The sequence below is a fragment of the Nannocystis bainbridge genome, from assembly GCF_028368995.1.
GTDB lineage: Bacteria > Myxococcota_A > Polyangia > Nannocystales > Nannocystaceae > Nannocystis > Nannocystis bainbridge.
Genome location: NZ_JAQNDL010000001.1, coordinates 69,281 through 95,826 on the forward strand (window position 1 = coordinate 69,281; position 26,546 = coordinate 95,826).

At 73.4% G+C, this 26,546-nt stretch carries 19 protein-coding genes; 13 read left to right on the forward strand and 6 right to left on the reverse strand.

The window, feature by feature from the left end:
- Positions 1-127 precede the first annotated feature (127 nt).
- The 4 genes from POL25_RS00280 (at position 128) to POL25_RS00295 (ending at position 6,546) form a co-directional block, all read left to right on the forward strand.
- Positions 128-2,230, forward strand: coding sequence for a S9 family peptidase (locus tag POL25_RS00280; RefSeq protein ID WP_272083575.1), 2,103 nt, complete (start codon positions 128-130; stop codon positions 2,228-2,230).
- A gap of 455 nt (positions 2,231-2,685) precedes the next feature.
- The gene (locus POL25_RS00285; protein WP_272083577.1) at positions 2,686-4,917 is read left to right on the forward strand and encodes a chloride channel protein; all 2,232 of its coding nucleotides are present in this window, start codon (positions 2,686-2,688) and stop codon (positions 4,915-4,917) included.
- 139 nt (positions 4,918-5,056) lie between these two features.
- Positions 5,057-5,536, forward strand: a complete 480-nt coding sequence (locus POL25_RS00290) for a cupin domain-containing protein (protein ID WP_272083579.1) — start codon at positions 5,057-5,059, stop codon at positions 5,534-5,536.
- 497 nt (positions 5,537-6,033) lie between these two features.
- Positions 6,034-6,546: a biopolymer transporter ExbD gene (locus tag POL25_RS00295; protein WP_272083581.1), complete on the forward strand. Its 513-nt coding sequence runs from the start codon at positions 6,034-6,036 to the stop codon at positions 6,544-6,546.
- 162 nt (positions 6,547-6,708) lie between these two features.
- On the opposite strand, the gene POL25_RS00300 is transcribed toward POL25_RS00295, so the two are convergent.
- Positions 6,709-7,044 (reverse strand): (2Fe-2S) ferredoxin domain-containing protein, encoded by a 336-nt coding sequence (locus tag POL25_RS00300; RefSeq protein ID WP_272083583.1) that lies wholly within the window; start codon positions 7,042-7,044, stop codon positions 6,709-6,711.
- A gap of 96 nt (positions 7,045-7,140) precedes the next feature.
- Between POL25_RS00300 and POL25_RS00305 the strand changes: the two genes are divergently transcribed.
- The 5 genes from POL25_RS00305 to POL25_RS00325 all read left to right on the forward strand — a co-directional run bounded on the left by POL25_RS00305 (position 7,141) and on the right by POL25_RS00325 (position 15,730).
- On the forward strand, positions 7,141-9,792 hold the full coding sequence (locus POL25_RS00305) for an AAA family ATPase (protein WP_272083585.1): 2,652 nt from the start codon (positions 7,141-7,143) through the stop codon (positions 9,790-9,792).
- Between the two features lie 447 nt (positions 9,793-10,239).
- Positions 10,240-12,000, forward strand: coding sequence for a response regulator (locus POL25_RS00310; protein ID WP_272083587.1), 1,761 nt, complete (start codon positions 10,240-10,242; stop codon positions 11,998-12,000).
- A 34-nt stretch (positions 12,001-12,034) separates the two neighbouring features.
- Positions 12,035-13,783: a GTPase HflX gene (gene hflX, locus POL25_RS44070; protein WP_272083589.1), complete on the forward strand. Its 1,749-nt coding sequence runs from the start codon at positions 12,035-12,037 to the stop codon at positions 13,781-13,783.
- Between the two features lie 80 nt (positions 13,784-13,863).
- Complete coding sequence (locus POL25_RS00320; RefSeq protein WP_272083591.1) at positions 13,864-14,892, forward strand: undecaprenyl-diphosphate phosphatase; 1,029 nt, start codon at positions 13,864-13,866, stop codon at positions 14,890-14,892.
- 133 nt (positions 14,893-15,025) lie between these two features.
- A complete protein-coding gene (locus POL25_RS00325) occupies positions 15,026-15,730 on the forward strand; it encodes a hypothetical protein (RefSeq protein WP_272083593.1) in 705 nt (234 codons plus the stop codon).
- A 109-nt stretch (positions 15,731-15,839) separates the two neighbouring features.
- Here the strand turns inward: POL25_RS00325 and queA are convergent, their stop codons facing one another.
- Positions 15,840-16,877 (reverse strand): tRNA preQ1(34) S-adenosylmethionine ribosyltransferase-isomerase QueA, encoded by a 1,038-nt coding sequence (gene queA / locus POL25_RS00330; protein ID WP_373372077.1) that lies wholly within the window; start codon positions 16,875-16,877, stop codon positions 15,840-15,842.
- A gap of 79 nt (positions 16,878-16,956) precedes the next feature.
- Here queA and POL25_RS00335 point away from each other — a divergent pair, with 79 nt between their 5' ends.
- From POL25_RS00335 to amrB, 3 genes are read left to right on the forward strand one after another with little or no spacing between them, the layout of a single operon-like run.
- The gene (locus POL25_RS00335) at positions 16,957-18,321 is read left to right on the forward strand and encodes a hypothetical protein (protein ID WP_272083597.1); all 1,365 of its coding nucleotides are present in this window, start codon (positions 16,957-16,959) and stop codon (positions 18,319-18,321) included.
- 28 nt (positions 18,322-18,349) lie between these two features.
- A complete protein-coding gene (locus tag POL25_RS00340) occupies positions 18,350-20,041 on the forward strand; it encodes a hypothetical protein (RefSeq protein WP_272083599.1) in 1,692 nt (563 codons plus the stop codon).
- A 2-nt stretch (positions 20,042-20,043) separates the two neighbouring features.
- Complete coding sequence (amrB, locus tag POL25_RS00345) at positions 20,044-21,333, forward strand: AmmeMemoRadiSam system protein B (RefSeq protein WP_272083601.1); 1,290 nt, start codon at positions 20,044-20,046, stop codon at positions 21,331-21,333.
- Here amrB and POL25_RS00350 read toward each other — a convergent pair.
- The gene (locus POL25_RS00350; protein WP_272083603.1) at positions 21,305-21,898 is read right to left on the reverse strand and encodes a TetR/AcrR family transcriptional regulator; all 594 of its coding nucleotides are present in this window, start codon (positions 21,896-21,898) and stop codon (positions 21,305-21,307) included. The two genes, amrB and POL25_RS00350, sit on opposite strands and share 29 nt — an antisense overlap.
- 325 nt (positions 21,899-22,223) lie before the next feature.
- On the opposite strand from POL25_RS00350, the gene POL25_RS00355 reads away from it, so the two are divergent.
- Positions 22,224-22,760: a hypothetical protein gene (locus tag POL25_RS00355; protein ID WP_272083605.1), complete on the forward strand. Its 537-nt coding sequence runs from the start codon at positions 22,224-22,226 to the stop codon at positions 22,758-22,760.
- A 131-nt stretch (positions 22,761-22,891) separates the two neighbouring features.
- Here the strand turns inward: POL25_RS00355 and POL25_RS00360 are convergent, their stop codons facing one another.
- From POL25_RS00360 to coaBC, 3 genes are all read right to left on the reverse strand, one after another.
- Positions 22,892-23,542, reverse strand: a complete 651-nt coding sequence (locus POL25_RS00360; protein ID WP_272083607.1) for an HU family DNA-binding protein — start codon at positions 23,540-23,542, stop codon at positions 22,892-22,894.
- Between the two features lie 202 nt (positions 23,543-23,744).
- Complete coding sequence (locus tag POL25_RS00365) at positions 23,745-24,818, reverse strand: uracil-DNA glycosylase (protein ID WP_272083608.1); 1,074 nt, start codon at positions 24,816-24,818, stop codon at positions 23,745-23,747.
- A gap of 433 nt (positions 24,819-25,251) precedes the next feature.
- Complete coding sequence (gene coaBC / locus POL25_RS00370) at positions 25,252-26,541, reverse strand: bifunctional phosphopantothenoylcysteine decarboxylase/phosphopantothenate--cysteine ligase CoaBC (RefSeq protein WP_272083610.1); 1,290 nt, start codon at positions 26,539-26,541, stop codon at positions 25,252-25,254.
- Positions 26,542-26,546 lie beyond the last annotated feature (5 nt).

The window sequence follows — 26,546 nt, forward strand, 5'->3', positions numbered from 1 at the left end:
CCACGCCCCGCTCGGGCCGCGCGTGCGGTTGCGCCGGGCCCGGCGATCACATTTCATCCATGCCGTGAATCCAACCAGGGTTCCGCGGATTCCAAACCCTCGCCCCAAGCTCCCTGGAGGACCCCGAATGCGTCGATCTCTGCTCCTGTCCCTCGGCCTGGCCGTCGTTCCCGCCTGTTCCTCGCCGACGCCCGCCGACGCCGGCAAGGCCGCGCCGCCCGCCACCAAGGCCGCCACGCCGCCCGCCGCTGCGCCCGCCGCCGAGGCCCCCGAGCTCATCCCGCGCGAGCTCCTGTTCGGCAACCCCGAGCGCGTCAACGTCCAGATCAGCCCTGACGGCCAGCACCTCGCCTACGTCGCGCCGGTCGACGGCGTGCTCAACGTCCACGTCGCGCCGGCCGGCGATCCGACCGCGGCCAAGGCGGTCACTGCCGACAAGGCCCGCGGCATCACCCAGTACTTCTGGTCCTACCGCCCTGACACCCTGCTCTACATGCGCGACACCGGCGGCGACGAGGATTTCCACCTCTACTCGCTCGACCTCAAGACCGGCGAGAGCCGCGACCTGACCCCGTTCCCCAAGACGCGCGCCGCCGTCAACGGCGTCAGCCACCTCCATCCGGACGTCGTGCTCGTCGGCATGAACGACCGCGACCAGCAGTGGCACGACCTCTACCGCGTCGACCTCGCGACCGGCGCACGGACCCTGGTCGAGCGCAACGATCAGAAGCTGTCCGGCTACGTCACGGACCCCGACTTCAAGGTCCGCCTGGCCACCCGCACCCGCGACGACGGCGGCACCGAGGTCCTGAAGCCCGACGGCCCCGGCAAGTGGAAGGTGTTCGAGCAGATCCCGTTCGACGACTCCCTCAGCACCGGCTTCGGCGGCTTCACCACCGACGGCAAGACCGCGTACCTGAGAGAGTCGCGCGACCGCAACACCGTCGCCCTGTACGCCGTCGACCTCGACACCGGCGCCAAGAAGCTGCTGCTCGAGGATCCGCGGGCCGACATCAGCAGCGCCATGGCCGACCCACGCACCGGCGTGGTGCGAGCGGTCGCCACCAACTACCTGCGCGAGGAGTGGAAGGCGCTCGACGACAGCATCAGCCGCGACCTCGAGAACCTCAAGGCCATCGGCCCCGGGGTCGTCAGCGTCACCTCGACCACGCTCGACGACAGCACCTGGATCGTCGCCTACGCGGCCGCCGAGGCCCCGGCCATCTACTACCGCTACACGCGGAGCGGCGGCTCGCTCACCAAGCTGTTCGCGGCCCGGCCCGCGCTCGAGGGCAAGCCGCTGACCAAGCAGTGGCCGCAGGAGATTCCCTCGCGCGACGGCCTCACGCTCGTCAGCTACCTGACCTTGCCGCACCAGTCCGACCCCGAGCAGGACGGCAAGCCGAACACGCCCGCGCCGCTGGTGCTGCACGTCCACGGCGGCCCGTGGGCGCGCGACAGCTACGGCTACGCCTCCACCCCGCAGTGGCTGGCCAACCGCGGCTACGCCGTGCTGCAGGTCAACTATCGCGGCTCGACCGGCTTCGGCAAGGACTTCGTCAACAAGTCCAACTTCGAGTGGTCCGGCAAGATGCACGAGGACCTGATCGACGCCGTCGACTGGGCGATCAAGCAGGGCATCACCACCGCCGACCAGGTCGCGATCATGGGCGGCAGCTACGGCGGCTACGCCACCCTGGTCGGCCTGACCTTCACGCCCGACACCTTCAAGTGCGGCGTCGACGTCGTCGGCCCCTCCAACCTGGTGACCCTGTTCGAGACCTTCCCGGCCTACTGGGCCAGCTTCATGCAGCAGTGGTACCACCGCGTCGGTGACTCGCGCACCGACGAGGGCAAGCAGAAGCTGCTCGCGCGCTCGCCGATCAGCCACGTCGACAAGATCAAGAAGCCGCTGCTCATCGCCCAGGGCGCCAACGACCCGCGGGTCAAGCAGGCCGAGAGCGACCAGATCGTCGAGGCCATGAAGGCCAAGAACATCCCGGTCACCTACGTGCTGTTCCCCGACGAGGGCCATGGCTTCGCCCGCTCGGAGAACAACAAGGCCTTCACCGCCGCCGCCGAGGGCTTCCTCGGCACCTGCCTCGGCGGCCGCGTCGAGCCGGTCGGCAAGGACCTCGCCGGCTCGAGCATCACCGTCCCGGTCGGCGCCGACATCGTGCCCGGCCTCGCCGACGCCCTGCGCTCGCACACGCAGGCGATCAAGAACTGACGCACCCGCGTCGCAAGCATCGCCGCGATGCCCGAGCAACGACGAGGTCGTGCTCGGGGTCGCGGCGCTTCCGTGTCCTCGCACGAGGTCGCCGCGACCCCCGAGCAACGACGCGATCGTGCTCGAGGCCCGCCTCTCGCATCCTCGTGCATCGTCACGGTGACGGCGCCGCAATCAGGCCGGCCTCGCTCGTGGCTTCCTCCGACCTCGCCCCGATGCCGGCCTCATCCGCTCGCCCGCGATCTCCCGAGCAGACCTCGTCCTCGACCGCGAAGCGTTAAGCAGCTCCTTAGCCGCCCCTGGCGCGCGGCCCGACGACCCCAGGAGTCTCTCCATCGCCACCGCCTTCGCTCGCGCGGTCTCGACCTGTCCCCGGGGACATCCTCGATCCATCTGTCCCGAGGGACATATCGTAACAGTCCGCGCTGGCCGCGATTTTGTTATCTTCGATCCTCGTGCCCGAGACGGAGCCCCCAGCGCCCGCGCGTGGTTCGCCCCCCGACCCCGCCGCGGCCTCCGGCAGTTCGCCTGCTGCGCGGCTGACCGGCGCCCACCGGCTCGTCAGCGCCGAGACCACCGGCTTCTTCGACGCCCTGCCGCACGGCACCCTGCTGATGCGCCTGTGGGCCCGCTTCGGCCTGCTCATGGGCCAGCAGCTCGCGCGGGTGGTCCAGGACGACCACGTGTTCCTCCTCGTGATGGCCGCGGTGGTCGGCACCACCAGCGGCGTCGCGGCCGGCGCGTTGCTGGCGTGGATCGAGTACGCCTTCCGCCTGTTCCCGCGGCCCGAGGAGAGCAGCGCGCTGGTCCGCTGGGCCGCGGTCATCGGCGTCCCGGTGCTCGGCGGACTCGCGGCCGGCGGCCTCCAATTCGTGCTCCGCCGCCTGCTCCGCCAGGCGCCGGTGCTCGGCATCCCGGGCGTCATCGAGGCCATCGCGCGCAAGCAGGGCACGATCCACGGGCGCCAGGCCGTCGTCGTCGGCGTCGGCACCGGCATCACCATCGGCAGCGGCGGCTCGTGCGGGCACGAGGGTCCGAGCGTGGCGATCGGCGCGGCCGTGGGCAGCAGCCTGGCGCGCTTCTTCGGCCTGCGGATGCGCTGGCACCTGGCGATGGTCGGGGCCGGGTGCGCCGGCGGCCTCGCGGCGGCCTTCAACGCCCCGCTGGCCGGGGTCGTGTTCACCGTCGAGATCGTGTTCGGCGGCGCCATCGGCGGCAACATCGGCACCATGTCGGTGTTCGTGCCGCTGATCGTCGCCGCGGTCGCCGGCACCTTCACCTCGCACGTGATCCGCGGCGAGCACCTGACCTTTGCGACAGTCGAGCACGGCGACGCCGGCCTCGCGGAGATGGGCCTCTTCATCGCCCTCGCCGCGCTCGCCGGCGTCATCGGCACGCTCATGGGCCGCGCCGTGCTGGGCACCACCCGCTGGTTCCAGCGCCTCAAGGCCCCCGAGCTGCTCAAGCCGGCGCTCGGCGCCCTCGGCGTCGGCCTGCTCGCCGCGATCGTCTCCAACGACATCCTCGGCGCCGGTCATGCCACCGTCAGCGAGGCGCTGCAGGGCTCGCTCGGCTGGCAGATGGCGCTCGCGCTGCTCGGCCTCAAGCTCGTCGCCACCGCGATGACCGTCGGCAGCGGCGGCTTCGGCGGCGTGTTCATGCCCTCGCTGTACATCGGCGCCTGCCTCGGCACCGTCGTCGGCGCGCTGGCCCAGTTCGCGCTCGGCCCCGCCGCCGAGTCGACCGGCTCCTACGCGCTCGTCGGCATGGGGGCGATCTTCGCCGCCACCATGCACGCCCCGCTGACGCCGATCGTGATGATCTTCGAGCTCACCCAGGACTACGAGATCATCCTCCCGCTGATGCTCGGCTGCATCCTCGCGGTGTTCGTCGCCCGCCGCATGACCCCGCGCAGCCTGTTCCAGGAGGCCCTGCACCAGCAGGGCGTGGTGCTCGGCCACGAGGCCGAGGTCGAGGTGATGAAGCGCGGCCACGTCGCCGACCTCATGCGCCCGCCGCCGCGCGCCCTGTCCGAAGGGACAGCCGCCGCCGAGGTCCGGCGCGTCGCGCTCGACGAGGGTCGCTCGCCGTTCGTCATCGACGACACCGGCGCGGTGGTCGGGTGGATCGACGCCGACCTGCTGGCCAAGCGGGTCCTGCACGGCGACGTCGCCCCCGAGGCCGCCGCGCGCGACCTCATGTCCGACGTCCAGCTCGCCCTGCTCTACCCGACCGACACCCTCGCCGGCGCCATGCTGGCCTCCGCGCGCTGCAGCGCCGAGGTCTTGCCGGTCGTCGATCCCGAGCGGCGCCTCGTCGGCGTGCTGCGCCGCGGCGACCTGATGGCCCACTACAGCGACAAGGTGCTCGGCCAGCAAGAAGAGGCCGTGCACATGCACACCACCGGCGGCGGCGCCCACGGCCACGAGGTCGGCCTCGGCAAGGGCATGATCCTCGATCACATCATCGTCGGTCGCCGCTGGGCCGGCCGCACCCTCGCCGACCTCGCGCTGCGCTCGCACACCGGCGCCACCGTCGTCGAGCTGTTGCGCGGCGAGGCCCCGCTCCCGCTCGACCCCAACGCCCCGTTGCAGCAGGGCGACGTGCTCGCGGTCGTCGGCACCCGCGAGCAGATCCTCGCCGCCCGTCGCATGAGCCCCACGCGCCCCGGCGCGCCGGTCGGCTGACGTGTCCCCGGGGACAGCTCCCCCGCCGCCGAGATGCACCGAAGGACAGGCCGCGTGCGACGAGTCGCACGGGCGCTGTTCGACCGACCACCCGCGCTTCTTCGCCCCGCCCGTCCCGCAGGCGCGCTACCCTCGGCCCGTGCCGCACGACCCCCAGGCCTGGATCGACGCGCTCCGACTCGTCCCGCACCCCGAGGGCGGGCACTACCGCGAGACCTACCGCGCCGCGCTCGGCGTCGTGCGCGACGGTCAGCCGCGCACCGCCTCGACCGCGATCTATTACTTGCTCCGCCACGGCGAGCGCTCGCGCCTGCACCGGATCCGCAGCGACGAGCTCTGGCACTTCCACGCCGGCGACGGCCTGCAGGTCCACGTCTTCGCCGACGACGGTCACAGCGTCCTGCGCCTCGGCCTGGACCTCGCCGCCGCCGAGGCCCCGCAGCAGTGGGTCGCCGCCGGCGCGTGGTTCGGCGCCGAGGTCGAGCGGCCCGGCGGCTGGGCCCTCGTCAGCTGCACCGTCGCGCCCGGCTTCGAGTTCGCCGACCTCGAGTTCGCCGACCGCGCCGCGCTGGTCCGCGCCTTCCCCGAGAGCGCCGACATCATTACCCGCCTCACCTGAGCCGCGCGCGCCTCGCCCGGGCTTCCCACGGCGCGGACGATCGCAGTCACCGCTCACAGGCCTCAGGCTAGCGAACGCGCGAACGCAACTCTCGGCGAGCGAGCTCCGCTCTTCGACGCGCGAGCCGTCACTCCCGGCCACGCCTCTCGCGCTCGACGAGCGAGCGCTGCCATCGACCGCGCCCTCGTCGTCACCTCGCGGTCCCACTCCCCTGGCGCGAACGCGGTCACGCTCACGCTCGACGAGCGAGCTCCGCTCATCGACCTGCGAGCGCAGACCCTCGCGCCCACGCATCACTCCAGTCGCGCGCCACCGACCTCGCCGATCGCTCGGCTGAAGATCGCGGTCACGCGCCACCCCCGTTGAATATTCCCCGGGAACCTCGCCCCCGGCCCGCTGTCTGCCCCTCCGAAGCGACGCGTGCGGCCGATGTGCGGCCGCGATGTCCGTCGCTACATGTCCTTTGAGACAGTTGCATCGCCGTGGAGGATCCCGCCGTGCCCACCCGCAAGCCGACCGAGGAAGAGACCGTCAACGCCGACCTCCTGCCCGTCATGAACGTCATGTTCTTGCTGATCCCCGCCCTGCTGTTGGCGATGGAGTTCGCGAGCATGGCCCAGATCTCGATCGCGGTGCCTCGCACCGTCAGCAGCCCGACCGCCCAGCCGCGAGACCCTAGCCAGCCCGAGCTCGGCTTCAAGGTCACCATCGGCAGCGACGGCTTCCGCACCCGCTCCGGCGGCGCCGACGCCGGGCCAGGCGCGATCCCCATGAGCGGCGGCGACTACGACTACGCCGCCCTCGCCACCGCCGCCCGCGACCTCAAGCACCTGTTCCCCGCCGAGTCGACCGTCACGATCACCGCCGAGGGCGACGTGCCGATGGACGTCCTGGTCCGCACCATCGACGTCCTCCGCGGTGACCGCTGCAAGCTCGGCGGCGTCACCCGCGGCGAGCAGCCGGGCGACGAGTGTCTGTTCTGGTCGCCGGTGATCGAGAGCGTCGGCTGAGCCGCCGCGGACCCTGGACCTCGCGCGCAGGACGACGCGCGAGGTCCTTCGGGCGCCGAAGTTGGACATGACCCAAGGGACAGCCCATCCGCGGGTCGTCTCGTGACCTCGATTTGTCGCGTCACTCGCTTGTCCCGAAGGACATCCGGCGAGCGCCGCGCCTCAGTAGTCCTCGACCCACTCCGCGATCGGTGTTTCCTCGCCGACGTGGCGCTCGAGAATGACCATCGCCTTCTCCTCGGTCACCCCGGGATAAAAGCCGGGCCCGCTCACGTCGCGCGGCTCTTCCTCGCCCTTCTCGTTGGGGGCCAGCGGCCGCACGAACACGTTGGGCCCGTCGCTGCAGCGGCCGAAGCAGTTGTAGGCCACCACATGGCAGCGGGCCTTCAGCCCGGGATCGGCCGCGACCCCCGCCTTGAGCAGCGTCACCAGGCGATCGCTTTCGTGGGTGATGCCGCAGCTCGGGCCGTCGCAGACGAGGATCTGGAACCTACGCATGACGCCCGGGCCTTGTAGCGAACAACGCCCAGGCCCCGCAAGTCGCCCGTCTGCCGGTTTTTTGGCGGTCCGGCGCGCGGCGAGTAGCGTCGCTCCATGATCGGACCCACGGAGCCTGGCGTGCGCAGCGGCTCGCGCCGAACCTCGCCAGCCGCGCCGCGGGCCGGCTGCTCGTGCGAGCTGCTGCTCTCGCTGTGCGCCGCCGACTCCGTCCAGGGCGTCCTCTCCGCGCACGGGCTCGACGTCGCCCGCCTGCGCGCCGTCGTCGACGAGCTCCACGCCGAGGTCGAGACCGAGCCGGCCGACTGGCGCCTGCGGATCACCCAGCGCGGCGGCCGCGCGGCCGATCCCGACCTCGATCTCCTGCTCGCCCTCGTCCGCTCCGCCGACTCCCACGCCTACCAGCTGCTCGAGCGCGCCGGCGCCGCCTGCGGCGCCCTGCGCAAGCTCCTGATCGACCGCCTGCGCGCGCTCGAGGCCGCCGCGCTCAATGGGACAGGTCCTTCGCGCCATGTCGGATCGGCCATGTCCTCCGAGACATCCGCCCCGCGGCGCCCCGTCGTCCAGCGCATGTCGACCGCCCGGGCCGGCGAGCGCCCGGTCCGGCGCTCGCTCGCCGACGCCCGCCCTGCTGACCTGTCCCCGAGGACATCTCAGGCCGGCGACGCCCCGCGCCCGACCCGCGGCGGCGCCCGCACCTGGTCCGAAGACCAGGAGCGCGCCCGCCCCGTCCCCGCGCGCCCGACCGACGTCCGCACCTGGCCCGTCGACCACCCCGCGCGCGTCCGCCTCGACGCCAGCGACGGTTCGCCGGCGCGCGCTCGCCTCGAGCCTCGCACCTGGCCCGAAGACCAGCCCACGCGCGCCCGCCTCGACGCCGCCGGCGACGGCCCGCGCGCCCGCACCTGGCCCGAAGACCAGCCCGAGGCCCGCCCCGCTCGCCGCACCGCACGCGAGCAGCCGCGCCTGCTGGCCCGCACCGATCCTCGCCCCGGACCCGCTACCGCCCTGTCCCCGCGGCCAGGTCCCAACGCCCAGGTCGCGACCGCCGTCGAGCCCGAGCCGCGCCTCGCTCCGGTGTCGCAGCCCGAGCCGCGCAACCACCGTCTGGCCCCGCTCGACCCGTCGGCCCTGCCGCCGCTGCACGGTCGCGAGGGCGAGCTGGCGCGCCTGGCCGACGCCGTCCTGCGCCGCTCGCCGCGCCCGCCGCTGCTCGTCGGCCCGCCCGGCAGCGGCCGCACCCTGGTCGCCAAGCACCTCGCCGGCCTGCTGCACCAGCCGGTCTTCTACCTGTCCGCGACCCGCTACGAAGACGAGGACGGCCTGCGCGCCGACCTCGCCGCCGTCGCCAAGCAGGGCGGCGTCGCCATCCTCGACGACCTCGATCGGCTCGGCGGCGACGGCCCGCCGGCGCTGCTCGGCGCCCTCGCCAAGGCCTGGTCTTCGGGACAGCCGCCGATCGTCGCCGTCGCCTCGCCCGAGGGCCAGGCTCGCCTCGGCGCCTGGGCGCCCGGCCTGACCGCCGCGCTCGACCTCGTCACCCTCCAGCCGCTCGAGGGCGACGACCTGCGCGCCGCCGTGGCCGCCGCCGCGCCCGCGGTGCTGGCCCAGCATGGCCTGTCTCTCGGGTCAGGTGGCCGCCTGGCCGAGCTCGTGCGCCTGGCCGACCGCTTCCTCGCCGGCCTGGCTCAGCCCGGCCGCAGCCTCGACCTGCTCGACCTCGCCTGCGCCCGCACCGCCCGCGAGGGCCGCGGCAGCGTCCAGCGCGACACCTGGATCGACATCGTCTGCGAGCGCAGCGGCGTCCCGCGCGAGCGCCTCGAGGGCCAGGGCCACCAGGACATGCTCGAGCTCGAGGCCGAGCTCGCGCGCAAGGTCGTCGGCCACGAGCACGCGCTGTCGGCCGTCGCCCAGCTGATCCGCAGGAACCGCGCCGGCTTCGGCTCGCAGCGCCCGATCGCCACCGTGCTGCTGCTCGGCCCCAGCGGCGTCGGCAAGACCGAGATCGCCAAGGCCCTGTGCGGGGCCCTGTTCGACCGCCCCGACGCGTTCGTCCGCCTCGACATGAGCGAGTACGCCGAGGCCCACGCGGTCGCGCGCATCGTCGGCGCCCCGCCCGGCTACGTCGGCCACGAGCAGGGCGGCGCGCTGACCGACCCGCTGCTCAAGCAGCCGCACTGCGTGGTCCTGCTCGACGAGATCGAGAAGGCCCACCGCGACGTCCACCAGCTGCTGCTGCAGGTGTTCGACGAGGGCCGCCTCACCGACGGCCGCGGCCGCACCATCGATTTCCGCCACGCCGCGATCCTCATGACCTCGAACCTCGGCGCCGGCTGCCTCGACGCCACCGGCGACGCCCGGCTCGACGAGGCCCGCGTGCTCGAGGCCGCCCGCGCCGCCTTCCCGGTCGAGCTGTGGAACCGCATCGAGGCCCCGCTGGTGCTCCACCCGCTCGGCGAGGCCCACCTCTCCCGGATCTGCGCCCGCCTGGTCCGCGCCTCCTCCGACCGCCTGCTGCGCGAGCGCGGCATCCGCTACCGCCTCACCGACGCCGCCACCCGCCACGTCGTCGGCCTGTGCGGAACGGACATGTCCCTTGGGGCACGTCCCTTGCGACATGTCCTTACGCGCAGCGTCGAGGCCCTGCTCGCCGACGCGATCCTGCGCGGCCAGATCCGCGCCGGCATGCAGGTCGAGGTCGACCTCGATCACGCCGGCGCGCTGATGCTCCTGGCCTCGCGCGCCTAGTCGAAGACCTGCGCTCGTCTGCGCCGCTCGCCGACCCGAGGGCCGGCGCGTGCACGCGGTTCGCCGGGCCCTGCGCCGCGAGCTGCCGCCCTCCGGCGTCTCGCGCTGCAATCGCCCGCGACGGCGACACCCGGGCGATCCCGGCCCTCGTCGACGCCGACGCCCGCGCGCCCGTGGCCTTCGCAGCTCGCAGCCAGCTTCCGCCAGCGTGCGCGCTTGCATGCGCGCGTCCTGTCTCGACCCCTTCCACGGTCCTCGCCGCGCTCGCGGCTCGCCTGCTCGCCTGCGCGTGAAGCCCCGCGAGCGCTCGCGGTGACCGCGCGAAGACGCCGCCGAAGCCACCGCCACGGACCCCCGCGACCCCCCGTGAAACGTCGTTGTGCGGGCTGCCAGCGACCGGCCCGTGGCCCCTGGTAGAAGCGAGCAAGGCCGGATATTTTGGCCCACGTGCACTCAGCGCTCATCATCGACGCGGACGGCAAGACCCCGGCCACCCTCAAGAACATCCTGGCCCCCTACGGCTTCGAGTTCACGATCACGGAGAACGGGCCCGAAGCTGTCAACGTCGCGCGCCAGGCCGCGCCGGACATCATCTTTTTGCGCGCCGAGCTGCCGCTGACCTCCGGCTTCTCGGTGTGCAACCGCCTGCGGCGCCACGAGGACACCAAGCGCATCCCGCTCATCATGTACTCCTCGAACGTCAGCGAGGACGTGTTCGAGCAGCACCGCAACCTCAAGACCCACGCCGACGACTACCTGCGCCTGCCGCTCGACGAGGGCCGCCTGATCTCGGCCATCCGCCCGGTCCTCCCGATCGGCGAGGCCAAGGCCGAGGCCGCCCCCGCGCACCCCGGCCGCGACGGCGCGAACCCACCCCAGGCGGCCGCCAGGCCGGCCCGCTCGGGGCGCCCGAAAGAGCGCCTCGACATCGAGCTGCGCGACGCCCCCGCGCGCGGCGAGGCCCGCCAGGCCTTCGAGCAGGAGTTCCAGGACGGCTTCAACGCCCTCCAGGACGAGCCCTCGTCGGCCATCCCGCGCGAGGGCTCCGGCGCCGTCCCGCCGCCCGACGGCGAGATGTCCGACGCCACCGCCGTGGGCGGCTTCAAGGCCCAGCGCGAGGTGCTCCAGCTCAAGAGCCAGCTCAACGCGCGCAGCCGCGAGATCCTCACGCTGCGCGACGAGGTCGACTCGCGCGAGCGCAACCTCGGCGACGCCAAAAAGCTCCAGCGCGAGCTGCAGGCCCAGATCGGCGAGCTCGAGAACCAGGTCCTCGCCGCCCAGGAGCAGATCCTGTCGTCGCGCGAGAACATCGAGGCCGCGGTGCGCGACAAGCAGACCGCGCTCAAGCGCGAGGAGGGCGTCAAGACCCGGCTCGAGGTCACGCAGAAGAAGCTCAAGGAGACCGAGACCGAGTTCGCGGCCTTCCGCGCCCAGACCGCCCAGGACCGCGACAAGGCCGCCATCGCCCTCGCCGAGGCCCAGCAGCGGCTCGAGATGCAGACCGGCATGCTCACCGAGCTCGAGGCCGAGCGCGAGCGCCTGACCTCTCAGCTCCTCGAGTCCAACGGTCAGGTCTCGACCCTCGTCGACGGCTTCGAGAGCGCGCGCAAGAGCGTCGCCGGGCTCGAGACGCAGATGGAGCACCACCGCCAGGAGATGGAGCGCGCGCTCGCCGACGCCGAGACCGAGCGGGTCGCCTCGCTCGAGTCGCTGGCGCGCCAGCACCAGGGCGAGATCGACGAGCGCGACCAAGAACACCGCGGCGCCCTCGAGCAGCTCCACGCCCAGATCAACAGCCTGCGCGAGCAGGGCCAGCAGGAGCGCGAGCGCATGTCGCAGGCGCTGATGGAGACCGAGGAGAACGCCCGCCTGCAGGTCAGCCAGCTGACGCAGACGCTGTCGGCCACCGAGGAGGCGGCGCGGCGAGAGATCCAGAGCCTGCAGTACACCCTCGCGCAGGCCGAGGAGACCACCCGCGGCGAGCTCGCGTCGCTGCAGGCCGCGCTGTCCGACAGCCGCGTCCAGGCCGAGGACGCCGCCGCCGACCACGCCCGACGCGTCGCCGGCCTCGAGCACCAGGTCGACGAGCTCGGCGCCCAGCTCGACCGCGCCGAGACCCTGCTCGCCCGCCGCCGCGACGCCGCCCAGCGCGCCCAGCAGGCCCTCGCCGTCGGCCTCAAGTTGCTCGAAGACGACGATCAGACATGACCTGTCCTGAAGGCCATTTTCGAGGACCGACCCCGTGAGCAGCGCTGACCGTCTCCACGGCGACACCGCCAACCTGAAGAGCAGCCAGTCGCGCGCCCTGCAGCGCCTCGGCGAGCGCCGCGTGCCCGCCGATCGCGTGGTCTCGGCCGCGCTCGCCCGCGACCTGCTCGACCTCTCGCACCAGCTCGGCCGCCAGCTCGGCCTCTTCATCGATCGCCGCGGGCAGGTCGAGGCCGTCATCCTCGGCGACGCGCACAGCCTCAGCCTGCCGGAGTTCGCCCGCGTCCGCGGCGCGCTCGGCCGCCTCCGCGGCGTCCGCCTGATCGTCACTCACCTCGTGCCCGACCCGCTCTCGCGCGAGGAGCTGGCCGACCTCACCAAGCTGCGCCTCGACCTCGTCGCCGCCGTCCACCGCGGCCCCGCCGGCATCCAGCTCGACCTCGCCAGCCTCACCCCCGCCGCGCCCGGGGCCGCCGAGGTGTTCACGGTCCGGACCTGGCCGAGAGTCCCGGTCTCGACGCTCAGCCCCGACCTCTCGACCCGGCCCGACGAGACCACTCCGCCGCCGCCGGGCGCCCCCGATCTCCCGATCGACTTCACCGGCTTCATCCGCGAGCTCGAGGCCCGGCTCGTCGCCGCCACCACCGACGCGCGCGCCGAGGCGCGCGGCACCAAGGCCACCGCCCTGGTCATCCACGGCGGCGGCCCCGAGGTCCCGGCCCGGATCGCCGAGCTGCGCGAGCTGTGTCGCACCGCCGGCATCCAGCTGATGGACCTCGTGACCCAGCGGCGCGCGCAGCCCGATCCGCGCACCTTCTTCGGCGCCGGCAAGCTGCGCGAGGTGATCGTCCGCGCGCTCGAGCAGGACTGCGAGCTCCTGATCTGCGACCCCGACCTCACGCCCTCGCAGGCCCACGCGATCGCCGAGGAGACCGAGCTCAAGGTCATCGACCGCACCACCTTGATCCTCGACATCTTCGCCCAGCACGCCCGCAGCGCCGACGGCAAGCTGCAGGTCGAGCTGGCCCAGCTGCGCTACATGCTGCCGCGCATGGTCGGCAAGGGCACCGCGATGTCGCGGCTGGCCGGCGGCATCGGCGGGCGCGGCCCTGGCGAGACCAAGCTCGAGATCGATCGCCGCCGCGCCAAGGAGCGCATCAACACGCTCACGCGCCGCCTCGACGAGCTGCGTCAGCGTCGCGACCAGCGCCGCGCCCTGCGGCGCAGCACCAACGTCCCGGTGGTAGCGATCGTCGGCTACACCAACGCCGGCAAGTCGAGCCTCCTCAACACCGTGACCCAGAGCGAGGTCCTGGCCGAGAACAAGCTGTTCGCCACCCTCGATCCCACTGTCCGCCGGATCCGCTTCCCCGAGGATCGCGAGGTCGTCCTGCTCGACACCGTCGGCTTCATCCGCGACCTCCCGCCCGCGCTGCTGCAGGCCTTCAGCGCCACCCTCGAGGAGGTCGCCGACGCCGACCTGCTCCTGCTCGTCGTCGACGCCAGCGACGCCGACCGCGAGCAGCAGCAGGCCGCCGTCGAGGCCATCCTCGGCGACCTCGGGGCCGGCAAGGTCCCGCGCCTGCTCGTCTTCAACAAGAGCGACCTGCTGCCGCCCGAGGAGCTGGAGATGCGCCGCGAGGACAGCGGCCCCGACACCTTCTTCATCAGCGCGCTCGACCGCCGCAGCACCTTCCCGCTCATGCAGGCGATCGAGAATCACCTGTGGGAGCGCGGCATGATCGAGCGGCCCACCGCGTTCCCGGGCGAAGACGAGGCGTGATGCTCGCCGCGCACCGCGACCCCCTCGCCCCTCGCCCCCGCGACATGACCGCCCCGGCCGCAGCGACCGTCGCCTGAGTCATGCCCGCGACCGAGCTCACCTACGGCCTCGCCGCCCTGCTCGGCGCCCTCCAGGGCGTCGCCGAGTTCCTGCCGATCTCGTCGTCCGGCCACCTCTCGCTGGCCCAGCGGGTCGCCGGCCTCGACGCGTCCGCCGGCGGCCACTCGTTCAACATCGTCGTCCACGCCGGCACCCTGCTGGCCGTCCTCCTCCACTACCGCGCCGACCTGCTGGCGATCGCCCGCGGCGTCCTGCGTCCTGGACATGTCCCCGAGGACATGCCCAAAACGCCAGGTGCTTCCGGACATGCCCCGAAGGACAGGCTTCCCGGGACCGCTCCTCCGGACGGTCACGACCCACGCGTCGCGGCCCCCCATGGCCCTCCGGAGAGCCCCACCGCGCACGGAGCTAGCGACCGCGGCGGCGCCTCTGCACCTGTCCCGGAGGACAGCCTGGGCCGCGCCAGCTCGGGCAGCGCGCCGACCGACGCCCGCGCCCTGCTGCTGGCGCTCGTGCTCGGCACCTTGCCGCTCGCGGCCGCCCTCGCCCCGCCGGTCGAGGGCCTCGTCATCGCCGCCGAGCTCCAGCCGAAGATCATCGGCGCCTGCTTCCTCGTCACCGCGGCCATGCTCGCGTTCGCCGAGTGGCGGACCCGCCGGCAGCCGTGGCCGCAGCAGGTCCCGCGCCCGCTGCAGGCGCTGCTCATCGGCCTCGCCCAGCTCGTCGCCATCCTGCCGGGCATCTCGCGCAGCGGCTCGACGATCGCCGCCGCCATGGCGCTCGGGCTCGGCCGCCTGCCCGCGGCCCGGTTCTCGTTCCTGCTGGCGATCCCCGCCATCCTCGGCGCCTCGCTCAAGGAGGCCCTCGACCTCATGCGCGACGGCCTGCCGAGCGCCGACCCGGTCGCGTTCGCCATCGGCTTCGTCGTCAGCTTCGTGGTCGGCGTCGCCACCCTGCGCGTGCTGCTGGTCCTGCTGGTCCGCGTCGGCGTGATGCCGTTCGTGCCCTACCTGGTCATCCTCGGCCTCGGCGTCCTCATCCTCGGCTGAGCGCGCGCGACCGTCGACTCTCCGCGTGACTTCCAATCGCGCGGCGACGCGAATTCTCGGGCTCGCCCGCCCGCAGCATGCGACGTCCGATCGCCGCACGGCTCCGTCTCGCCCGGTTCGTTATCCTCGATCGATGCTGCGCCGACTCGTCCTCTGCTCGCCCTTCCTGTTCGCCTGCGCCCCGAAGCTGCCGTCGGAGACCGACGGCGAGCCCACCTCGACCTCGGACGGCGACGGCGCCACGAGCACTTCGGGTCCCGCACCGACCTCCGAATCCACCACGAGCACCTCGGGTCCCGCGCCGACGACGGGCATCACCACGGAGCCAGCGAGCACCACCGACGCCAGCTCCGGGACCACCGGAGCGCCGGAGGCGGAGCTGCGGATCTTCCCGGTCGAGCTGCGGCCCAGCCAGGCGAGCGGGCTCGATGGCCTCGAGTGGTGGAAACCCGACCCGTCCGCTGAATGGTGCGACCCCGAACCGTGCCGCGGCGTCCCCACTCTGGGCGAGCCGCGGTGGCTCGTCGACGGCGCCTTCGCCGAACCCGAAGCCATCGTGATCGGCAGCCGCGTCGCCGTCCTCGTCCCCTACCAGCACCCCGGCTGCGCGCTCGCGTGCGGGATGCAGACGACCGAGGTGACCGACGAGATCGAGGGCGGCGGAGGCATCGGCAACCTGCCCGCCGACCTGCCCTGCGGCACCGCGGCGAGCGGCGTGTGGCTGGCGCTCGACTTCGGCCTCATCGTTCGCGGCGGCATGCACCGCGCCGCGCTCCGGATCGAGGACCGCTGCGCCGTCGGCACCGAGTTCTGGTCGGCGACCTTCGAGCCCGGATGAACATGCCCGAATGACATGCCCGCATGGACATGTCCTATCACACATGCGCTTCAGAGCATGCCCAGAGGGACATGCCCGATCGGGCATCTGCCGCTCGACGGCGCAGCGACTACGCGCCCGCGCGCGTCAGCAGCATGCAGTCGCCGTACGAGTAGAAGCGGTAGCCGGCGGCGACCGCCTCGGCGTAGGCCGCCAGCACCCGCTCGCGGCCGCCGAGGCAGCACACCAGCATCAACAGCGAGCTGCGCGGCAGGTGGAAGTTGGTGACGATCGCGTCGACCACCTTGAACTCGAAGCCCGGCGCGATCACCAGATCGGTCGCCCCGGAGAACGGCGCCACCGTCCCGCCGCCGGCGCGGGCCACCGCCTCGAGCGCGCGCGTGGCCGTGGTCCCGACGGCGACGACCGGGCGGCCCTCGGCCTTGGCCGCGGCGATCCGGCTCGCCGCCGCCGCGTCGACCTCGACCCGCTCGGCGCCGACCCGGTGCTCGCGCACGTCCTCGGCCTCGAGCGGCAAGAACGTGCCCGGCCCGACGTGCAGCGTCACGCGCACGACGTCGAGCTGCTCCAGCACCTCGGGCTCCCAGTGCAGGCCGGCCGTCGGCGCCGCGACCGAGCCCGGCTGCGCGGCGTAGATCGTCTGATAGCGGCTGGCATCGTCGCTCGTCGGCCCCTCGGGCCGGCGGATGTACGGCGGCAGCGGCACCTCGCCGCGGCTCTGCAGCGCGCCCATCCACTCGCCGGTCTCGACCGCGAACACCCGCGCCCGCGGGTCGACGACGTCGGGCTCGACGTAGCGGGCGACCCACTCGCCGCACTGCACGACGTCGCCGGGCCGTAGCCGCCGGGCCCCGCGGACCCACGCGCAGAACGTCTGGCCCGGCCCGAGCCCCGGCCGCGGGTCGCACACCAGCAGCTCCAGCTCGCGGCTGCCATGCATCACCCGCAGCCGCGCGGGCACCACCCGCGAGTCGTTGACGACCACGAGCGCCCGCGGATCGAGGAAGCGCGGCAGCTCACGCGCGTGGGCGTGGACCGGCGGCCCCGCGTCGCGCTGCACCAGCAAGCGGGCGTCGCCGCGCCGGGCCGGGGGCGTCTGGGCGATCTGCTCCGGCGGCAGCACGTAGTCGTAGGCTTCAGGACCCATGAAGACGCGCGGGTTTTGGCACACCCGCGCCGCCGCGCACAAGTGGCCCGGGCCGCGGCGACGGTCCATGCTCGCGGCAGTGCCCCGCCACACGCTCGTCGCCGCCGCCTCCCTGGCCCTGCTCGCCCTGGCGCCCGCGCCCGCCCGCGGCGGCGAGTCGAGCGCCGAGATCCTGCACCGCCGCGGGGTGCACTGCATGGAGGAGATCGAGCGCCGCGACTGCGCGATCGAGCACTTCGAGGCGCTGCTCGAGGAGCGCACCGATCGCCGCGAGCTCGTCACCGACGGCCTGCTGCGCCTGGTCAAGCTGTACGAGAAGGAGGACCGCCCCGAGGACCTCAAGGCCGCGCTGCGCCGCTTCTGGGACGCCGGCAAGACCGACAGCCGCCGCGGCCACCTGCCCTACACCGCCCGCTTCCTGCCCAAGGACTTCGACGTCCTGTTCCACGCCCACATCGGGCGCCTCGTGGCCTCGCCGCTGGCCAAGCAGCTCGACGAGATCGCCGAGTTCGTCATGACCTGCGACCCGCACGTGCGCGGCCAGCTCGACGACCTGCGGATCCTCCGCAAGGCCCAGCGCAAGTCCAGAGAGACAGGTGTGCCTGTCCAAAAGGCCATGTCGGACGTCGTCGCCGAGGAGAAGAAGCGCAGCGAGGCTTACAAGAAGCGGCGCGCCCAGGCCGAGGCGGAGGGCCGACCGCGCCGCCACGAGCCGGTGTTCGCCGACGCCACTTGCCAGGTCGCGCGGGCCCTCGGCGACGACACCGTGGCGGCCTGGACCCGCGGCGCGTTCGCCCTCGCGCACGGCGATTTCCGCCGCTCCGCCGCGATCCTCGAGATCCCCGACCTCGCCGCCAAGCTGGCCGCCGCGACCGCCGCCGGGCGACTGGTCGTCCGTGGCGACGGCATCTGGGCGCTCACCCCGCTGCGCTACCAGGGCGGCGAGGTGCTGCTGCGCGTGCTCGACACCGGCGAGCTGGTGGTCGCGCCGCCGGCGGTGATGACGGAGATCGCCGCCAACTTCGCCCGCGGCAAGCGCACGCTGCCCCGCGAGGTCGACCGCCTCGTCGTCGGCACGCCGGTCGACGCCGGCTTCTTCGCCGTCGCCACCGAGGCCGCGGTCCAGGAGCTCGGCTTCGGCAACATGTCGAAGGGCCGCCGCGGCCTGCTCCAGCTGCTCCTCCCGCGCCCCGAGGGCCTGCAGATGGCCGGCGTCGCCCACGAGTACTTCGGCTTCTTCCTCCGCATGCCGACCGACACGCCGCTCAAGGCCGGCGCGCTGGTCGACGTGGTCCAGCGGATGATCGCCAACCAGGCCGAGGCCGACTCCGACAGCGCCGAATTCCTGCGCCTGCTCGACGTGACTCAAGCCACGGACAAGCGCGCGCTGCTCCTGTCCTACGTCCTCTCGCGCCGGCAGATCGAGACGATCGTGCTGCGCTGAGCGCCGAGGCGTGGCAGTCTTGTCCCCCGTGGCGACCCCCCTGTCCGCCGTCCCGCTCCTCGCCTGGCTCGCGCTCGCCGGCGTGGCACCTGGCGGTTCGAGCATGTCCTCCAGCGCAGGTCCGATCGGCCAGGTGCGTTCGGACATGTCCGAACGGCCAGCCCTGATCGCCCTCGCGCCGGCCCGCGGCGGCAAACCGAAGACCCCGGCGCCCGCACCGGCGCCCGAGCCGACCCTGGCCCCGCCGACCTACGGCCCCGAGCAGGCCGCCGCCGACATCGAGGTGGTGCTGACCGGCCGCGGCAAGGACTACCTGCAGGCGCGCGCGCGCCTCGAGCAGCACGCCGATGTCGCCGCGCCGCGGGTCACCGCGCGCCTGGCCGCCACGCCGGCGCCGACGATGCCGGAGCAGCGCCGCCTGCTCGCGCTGCTCGGCGGCATCGCCCGGCCCGAGGACATCCCGCTGTTCGCCGACGCGATGCGCCGCGAGGTCGCGGCCGCGGTCAAGCAGTCGCAGGAGCAAGGCGTCGAGCTGCCGGCGGCCGAGCCGTGGCGCGAGATCTTGCGCGCGCAGGGCCCCGCGGCCGCGCCGGCGCTGACGGGGCTGGTGGCCGAGAAGACCTTCAGCGAGGAGCTGCGCGGCCTCTTGCTCGCCGACCTCGTCGCCGTCACCCCGGCCGACAAGCTGCCCGAGTTGGTCGCGCTGGTCGGCCTCGGCGCGCCGAGCCTGCGCGCCGCGCTGCGCCAGGCGATCGTCCGCCGCGCCCACTCCTCGCCGGCCGAGCGCGCGCAGCTGATCCAGGTCGTCGACGCCGCGCTCGCCGCTCGCGAGCCCGCGCGCCTGCCCGGCCTCGTGCTGCTGCGCGCCGCGCTCGGCGGCGCCGGCGACACCGCCTTCACCACCCGCGCCGCCGCCCTCGCCGAGGACACAGCCGGCGAGTTTGCCACCCGCGTCGCCGCCATCCGCGTGCTCGTCGCTCGCCGCAGCGACCCCGCCACCCAGACCGTGCTCGCGCGCCTCGCCGAGCAGCACCTGCCGGCCGACCAGCGGACCGCCCTGCGCAGCGAGATCCTCGGCAGCCTCGCCCTCGCCGGCCTCGATGCCACCCGCGCCGCCGCCGTCGTCGACCGCCTGCAGCTCATGAGCGCCGCGGCCCCGCGCCTCGCCACCACCGCCTTCGCCGTCGCCGCGCTGCCGCCCAGCGGCGCCTGGCTCGAAGTCGGCCAGCGCCACGCCTGGCCCGAGGTCCGCGCCGCCGCGCTCGCCCGCGTCGAGGCGCCGTGCTCGACGGCGATCCTCCGCCGCCTGCGCGACGGCACCGTCACCCGCGGCGACACCTTCGAGCCCGACGCCGCGGTCGCGCGCGAGGTCCTGGTCGCGCTCGGTCGCTGCGGCGGGCCCGACGCCTTCGCCGCGCTGCAGGCCGTGGTCGTCGACGCCGAACAGAACGTCGACCGCCGGGCCGAGGCCGCGCGTCAGCTCGTCGACCGCCACGGCTCCGCCGGCGCCGACGTCGTCGCCGCGGTGCTGCGCAGCTCCGACGACCTCGGGGTCGCGCTCCGCCTCGTGCGCGCGCTGCAGCGGCTGGAGGGCCCCGCCAGCGACGACGTGCGCCAGGCCCTGTGCGCCGCCGGCAAGCGCCAGGAGCTGGCCACCAGCGCCCAGCGGGCCGTTCGCGGCCTGTTCCCCGACCTCGACGATCCCTGCGCGGGCGGCTGACGATGTCCACCGGCCGCGACAAGCCCAAGCTCCGCAAGGTCGAGCGCCTCAACCTCCAGCGCGGCGACGAGGCGCTGCTCGTCCTGCGCGATCCGACCGGCCTCAGCGATCAGGTCGCGTTCCCGCAAGAAGCGTCGGTCGTGCTCGACGCGCTCGACGGTCAGCGCACCGTGCCGCAGATCCGCCAGTCGCTGGCGATGCGCGGGATCCTCGAGATCGAGCTCGCCGAGCTCGAGGCGCTGGTGCGCGACCTCGAGGTCGCCGGCTACCTCGACGACGCCGCCTTCCGCGCCCGCTGGGAGGCCATCCATCGCGAGTTCCTGACCAACCCGACGAGGCGCCCGCGCTGGGCCGGTCTGCTCTACCCCGACGATCCGGCCGCGCTCGCCGAGCTGCTGGCCGCGACCCTACCTGACCCTTCAGCCAGGTTCACCGACACCGACGCCGCGCTCGGGGTGCTCCTGCCGCACCAGCCGCTGCCCAGCCCCGACGCACCCGCCGACGCGGCCGTGCGCGCCGCCGCCAGCCTCGCCGACGAGGTCCTGCGCGGGCTCCCGCGCGCCCGCGACATCGACCTCGTCGTCATCCTCGGCACCGACTACCACCCCGGTCTGCAGCCGTTCGTCGTCACCGACAAGCGCTACGCCACGCCGCGCGGCGAGCTGCCGTCGGACCCGGCGCTGGTGCGGGCGCTCGACCGCCGCCTGCCGTGGATCCGCCGCGAGGAGATCCGTCACCGCGAGGCGATGAGCCTCGAGCTCGCGGCGGCTGTCCTTCAGCACCTGTACGATGGGACATGTCCTCCGGTGCTGCCGGTGCTGTGCGGCCCGGGCGCGGTCGAGCTCGACGAGGGCGGGCCGGTCGAGGCGTTCCTGGCCACCATGGAACATGTCCTCGAGGACAGGCGCGTGCTGTGGTGGGTGACCGCCGAGCTGGGGCATGAGGGCCCGGCGTTCGGCCGCCCGGCGCTGACGAAGGATCGCGTCGCGGCGCTGATGGCCCGCGACCGGGCCGTGCTCGCCGCGCTCGCCGACGGCCGGCCCGAGCAGCTCGGCCGCTGCTGCAAGGACGTGCCCGGCCTCGATCCGCCGAGCGGCACCGCGGCGCTGCTCACCGCGGCCCGGCTGTTCCCGGTCGGCTACGGCGCCGACCTCGTCGCCTACGCGGCGGGTCGCCCGGTCGGCGCCGACGAGGGCTGGATCGGCCTCGGCGGCGCCCGCTTCACGCGACCCGTCGACGACGGCGACGACGACGACGACGACTTCAGGCCTTCGCGCCCGCGAGTCGCATGACCTGCTCGACGGCCTGCTCGACCGTCAGCGGGATCCGTCCCTGCGGGTCGACCGAGGCCTGGGCCGCGAGCCCGTAGATCACGGCGATGATGCCGCGGGCGACCACCTGCGGATCGCCGCTCAGCACGCCCTGCTCGCCGCCGCGGCGGACGATCTCGGCGTAGCAGCTCCGCATCTCGGCGAAGGTCCGCTCGAGCTTCTCGCGGTACTCCTGGATCTGGCCCGACATCGTCACCAGCAGGTTGCACAGCTTGGCCTCGTCGCCGTGGTCCACGAACAGGCGCAGATGGTTCGCGGCCACCTGCGCGAGCGCCCGGTCCGCCGGCAGATCCGGCGGCACGTCCGCCGCCCAGCGCTCTTGCAAGGCCAGCAGCTGCGCGTCGAGGATGTCGTGGAACAGCGACTCCTTGGCCTTGTAATGAAAGTACACGCCGCCTTTGCTGAGGCCGGCGTCGCGGGCGATGTCCAGGAGCCGCGTCGAGGAGTAGCCGCGGCGCACGAAGCACCGCGTCGCCGCAGCCCGGATCTGCTGCTTGCGCTGGTCGTCGATCTTCTGGCGTGTCATCGCTGCTTCCCACCCTCCCGGCGCCGCGGCGGCGCCCCCTGCACTCCACGCTAACGGAGACCCCCCTCGGTCTGTAAAGCCGCCTCGCAGCCTCAACAACGACGGGTGATATCGGCCCTCCTGCCGTGGAAGGCCGCGTAGACCGGGCCAGGCCGGCGGATCGGGCCGTCTCGGTTTTTCGGGCGGTATCGGCCCCGAAACGCGTCGATCTCCGTCCTCGTGAGCTCGCTGCTGGAGGGCGATGCCGCCCGGCGCGACGCTACCCCTTGGCCGGACCCCCTCCTGAATAAGACACTAAGTCGCGCGTCCTGGACGCCGAGGTTTTATGCGCAAGCTGCTTCCGGTCCTCATGACCCTCGCCTTCACCCTGCCCGCCTGCTCCTTCTCGTATTCGTCGTCGCGCGGCAAGCAGGGCACCCAGAACGAGAACCCGAAGGGCAAGGGCAAGGGCAAGCCGGCGCGCCAGGCCGCGGTCGATTCGTCGAGCACACCTGCTCCGAGCCCCGCCGCCGAGCCTGCCCCCGCGGCCGACCCCACGCCCGCCGCCGAAGAGACCCCCGTCGCTGAAGAGACCCCGTCGCGCGCCGGCACGCCGACCGTCGCCACCTCGGCCCGCCTCGCCGCTCCCGGCACCACGCCGACCGAGCCGCGCTCCGCCTCGCTCGTGACCCCGCGCGACGGCGCGGCGCCCAAGCCCGGCGTCGGCACCATCAGCGCCGGCGACAGCAAGCCCCGGACCGGCCCCGGCACCATCGCCGGCGCCAGCAAGCCCGCGCCGAAGGCCGCCCCCGTCAGCCTGACCGCCGCGCCGAAGACCACCGAGCCGCCGAAGAGCGACACCCGGCTGGCCGCGCCGCAGTGAGCTCCCGGCCGTGACAAGAGGGCCATGACCGTGAGGTCATGGCCCTTCGTTCATGTCCGTTCAGACAGGCTCAAAGGGCCATGACCGCGAGGCCATGGCCCTTTCTACATGTCCATTCGGACAGGGCCGACTCAGGAGCGCGAGCCGGTGCGCACGTGGGCGCGGCGCCCGGGCACGTCGGCGCGCTGCATCGGCGCGGGCGGCAGCTCGAGCCGCGGGTCGACCGGCCCCTGGCGGCGCAGCACCGAGAGCGAGACCTCGTCGAACTCGTCGTCCGCGTCCTCCACCTCGAGGTCCTCGCGCGCGGTGAAGCGGCGGCGGAGGATCGGCGCCTCGTCGGTCTCCTCGACCTCGTCGGCCAGCTCGTCCTCGTCGACCTCGTCGAGCTCGGTCGGATCGACGCTCGGCGGCTGCAGCTCGAGCTGCGCCGGGCTGGCGCGCCGCTTGCGAGCCGCGGGCGCCGACTTGCCGGTCGGCGTGTTGAGGCTGGCGCGCAGCTCGACGCCGGGGCGGAAGTCGATCGTGAACGCCGCGTCGATCGTCATCGGCTCGAGCGTCCGCGGGTTGACGCCCTTGCGAGCCGAGCGCTTCTTCTTGGTGAAGGTGCCGAAGCCCGGGAACGTGAAGCGCGGGCTCTGAGCCCGCGTGACCCTCGCCTTGACGAAGTAGGCGGACAGCTCCCCGAACGCGATCTCGAGGATCTGTTGCACGCACTTCTTCGTGATATCGGGCGGCAGCTCCCGATTGCGTGCGATTTTTTCGATGAGTTCAGCCTTCGTCATCGCGTCGCCACAGAACGGTGACTGTAGAAGTGGCGACGCGACACGTCAACTGTACTGCCGAACAGCATCAGCTGCTGACAGGGAGGCGCGCGCCGAAAATTGGACGCTGGAAATTTCCGCCGCGCCGCGCGACGCACTTCTTCACAGCGCTTCGCACGTAAAATTCCGTCGATCATCCGGGCATTGCATGTGCATGAGGCGATCAACTTCGCAGCACGCGCAGCGCTCGCTCGAGGTCCGACATCACCGTGTCGTCGGCCGGGTTTCGTTGACCCGGCGGGAGTTCACCCTCGCGGCGGATCACGTACGATGGATGATACGTGACGTGAAGTGGGATCTGCAGGCCCGCACCGGCGTCGTCGTAGGTAAAACGACGGTTGCGCATCTGTGCCAACTTCAGATCCTGATCGGCGCCGAGCAGCAACATCCCCGCATACCTGCCGAGCGCCACGATGACGTCGGGGCGGATCGCCCGCACCTGGGCGCGCAGGAACGGCGAACACCGCTCGATCTCCTCAGCGGCCGGCTCGCGGTTGCCAGGCGGCCGGCACTTGAGCACGTTGGCGATGTAGACCTGCTCGCGCTTCATGCCGAGGCGCTCGATCCACTGGGTGAGCCGCCGGCCCGCCGCGCCGACGAACGGCTCGCCGCGCCGATCCTCGTCCGCGCCGGGCGCCTCGCCGACGAACATCACGCGGGCGTTGGGGTCGCCGACCCCGAATACGATGTTCGTGCGGGTCTTGGCGAGCTTGCAGCGGGTGCAGTCACCGACGTTGCGGGTCCGCAGATACTCGAGCTTCTGCGCCGGCGTCCACGCCTGAGCCTGCGCGCGCAGCCCCGCGTCGGCCGCTCGCGGCGGACCCTCGCTCTCGGCCGCGCGCGGCGGCCCTGAGGGATCCGCCAGCGGCAGACTCGCGCTGCGCGGTCGCGCCGGCGGCTCCGAAGGCGCACGCGAAGACGGCGCGCTCGCGGGCCGCTGCGGCTCGCCTGATCGATCCGCGAACGGTGGGCTCGCGGGCCGCTGCGGTTCGCGCGAACGATCCGCGAACGGCGGGCTCGCGGGCCGCTGCGGCTCGCGCGATCGATCCGCGGGCGGAGGGCTCGCGGGCCGCTGTGGCTCGCGCGATCGATCCGCGGGCGGAGGGCTCGCGGGCCGCTGCGCCGGCGGCGGTGCCGATCGAGGCGGTGTCACCTCGTCCTCCCAGTCGTTCGGCGGCGGCTCGTCGTCCGACGAGTGCGACTCGCGGCCTGCGACGAGGAACGTCTCGTCTCGCATCGGCGCGCGACCGGGCGATCCGGTCTCTCGCGCCGGCGATGGCGACGCGCGACCGGGCGCGGCCGCAAGCGGCGGGCTCTCTCGCGTCGGTGCGCGGCCGGGGTTTGCGAAGCCCTCTCGGCTCGGTGCGCTGGCGGCTCCTGCATCGCGCTGCGGCGGACTCGACGGCTCGTGAGATCCGCGCGGTGCGGATCCGGCCTGGCCTTCGGGCCATGTCGGTGCGCCCGCGCTCGCGGATCGATCCTCGGTCACCTGTCCGGACGGCCAGGTAGGATCCGCGCGCGGACCCGGCTCGGGCGTGCGGCGTGGAGACGCCGCGGCCGACACGTACGCCAAGCCCCGGAACTCCCGGAGGTGGCGCAGGTGCGCGGCGAACTGGACCGCCAGTCTTCGCCTCGCGTCGTGTCGATCGCCCTCCACGAGATCCTCCGCTTCACGCCGCCGCGAGCGCGTCCAGCAACCACGTAGCCAGCGCCGCCTTGGCGATCGGCGGGCCCGAGGCGTTCACGGCGATCGCGTCGACGTCGCGAGTCAGCAGCAGCCCCGCATTGGTCGCCGAAGCGAAGCCGACCCCTGGCGCACCGACACGGTTGACGAAGATCGCGTCGGCGCCCTTGGCCCGCAGCTTGGCCTCGCCGAGGCGGATCAGCTCCTGCTGCAACCTGTCCTCGGGGCCATCTTCGACAGTCTGCGCGGCGAACCCGAGGAAGCGCGAGCGCGGGGTCCCGGCTGGCGCGCCGCGGCCGAAGCGAGCCGTGAGCGCGGCGAGGATGTCGCGCGCGGCTCGCCAGCCGAACGTCGGCAACCTCGCCAGCAGCTCGGCCTTCTCGAGCTTGCGCGCGGCCCCGCCGTCGATCTCGAGGTCCTGCACCGCCGCCACCATCGCCACCCAGTCATAGGGCCCCTGGGACAGCTCGCCTTCCAGCGCCGCGAACATCTGCTCCGCGGTCTCGACATCGACGCGGCGCACGCCCGGCGGCGTCGCCAGCTCGACCGGCCCTGCCACCAGCGTCACCTCGGCGCCGGCGCTGCGGGCCGCCTCGGCCAGCGCGAACCCCATCGCCCCGGTCGAAGCGTTGGTGACGAAGCGGACCGGATCGATGTACGTGCGCGTCGGGCCGGCCGAGACCAGCACGCGCTTCCCCGTCCACGGCCCGCGCGCGGGCGGGCGCAACCTGGCCAGCGCGGCGGCGACGATCAGCGGCGGATCGATCATGCGGCCCTCGCCGATCCACCCGCACGCCAGCTGCCCGCGATCGGGCCCGACGAACTCGGCCCCGCGGGTGCGCAGCGTCGCCAGATTTGCCTGCGTCGCCGGGTGCCGCCACATGTTGGTGTTCATCGCCGGCGCCCACAGCACCGGCGCGCGCGTGGCCAGCAGCACCGTCGCAGCGAGATCGTCGGCCATGCCCGCGGTCGCGCGCGCCAGCAGGTCGGCGGTCGCCGGCGCGACGACCACGAGGTCGGGCCAGTCGGCGAGCTCGATGTGACCGACGTGGCCCTCTTCTTCCGGGTCGAGCAGCCGCTTGCGCACCGGCCGGGTCGACACCGTCGCCAGCGACAGCTCGCTGACGAACGCCGCGGCCGCCGGCGTCATCACCACCTGGACCTCGCAGCCGGCCGCCACGAACGCCCGCACCAGCTCCGGCGTCTTGTAGGCCGCGATCCCGCCGCTGACGATCAGCAGCACGCGACGGCCGCGCGGACGTGTCCCTGAGGACATGTCCG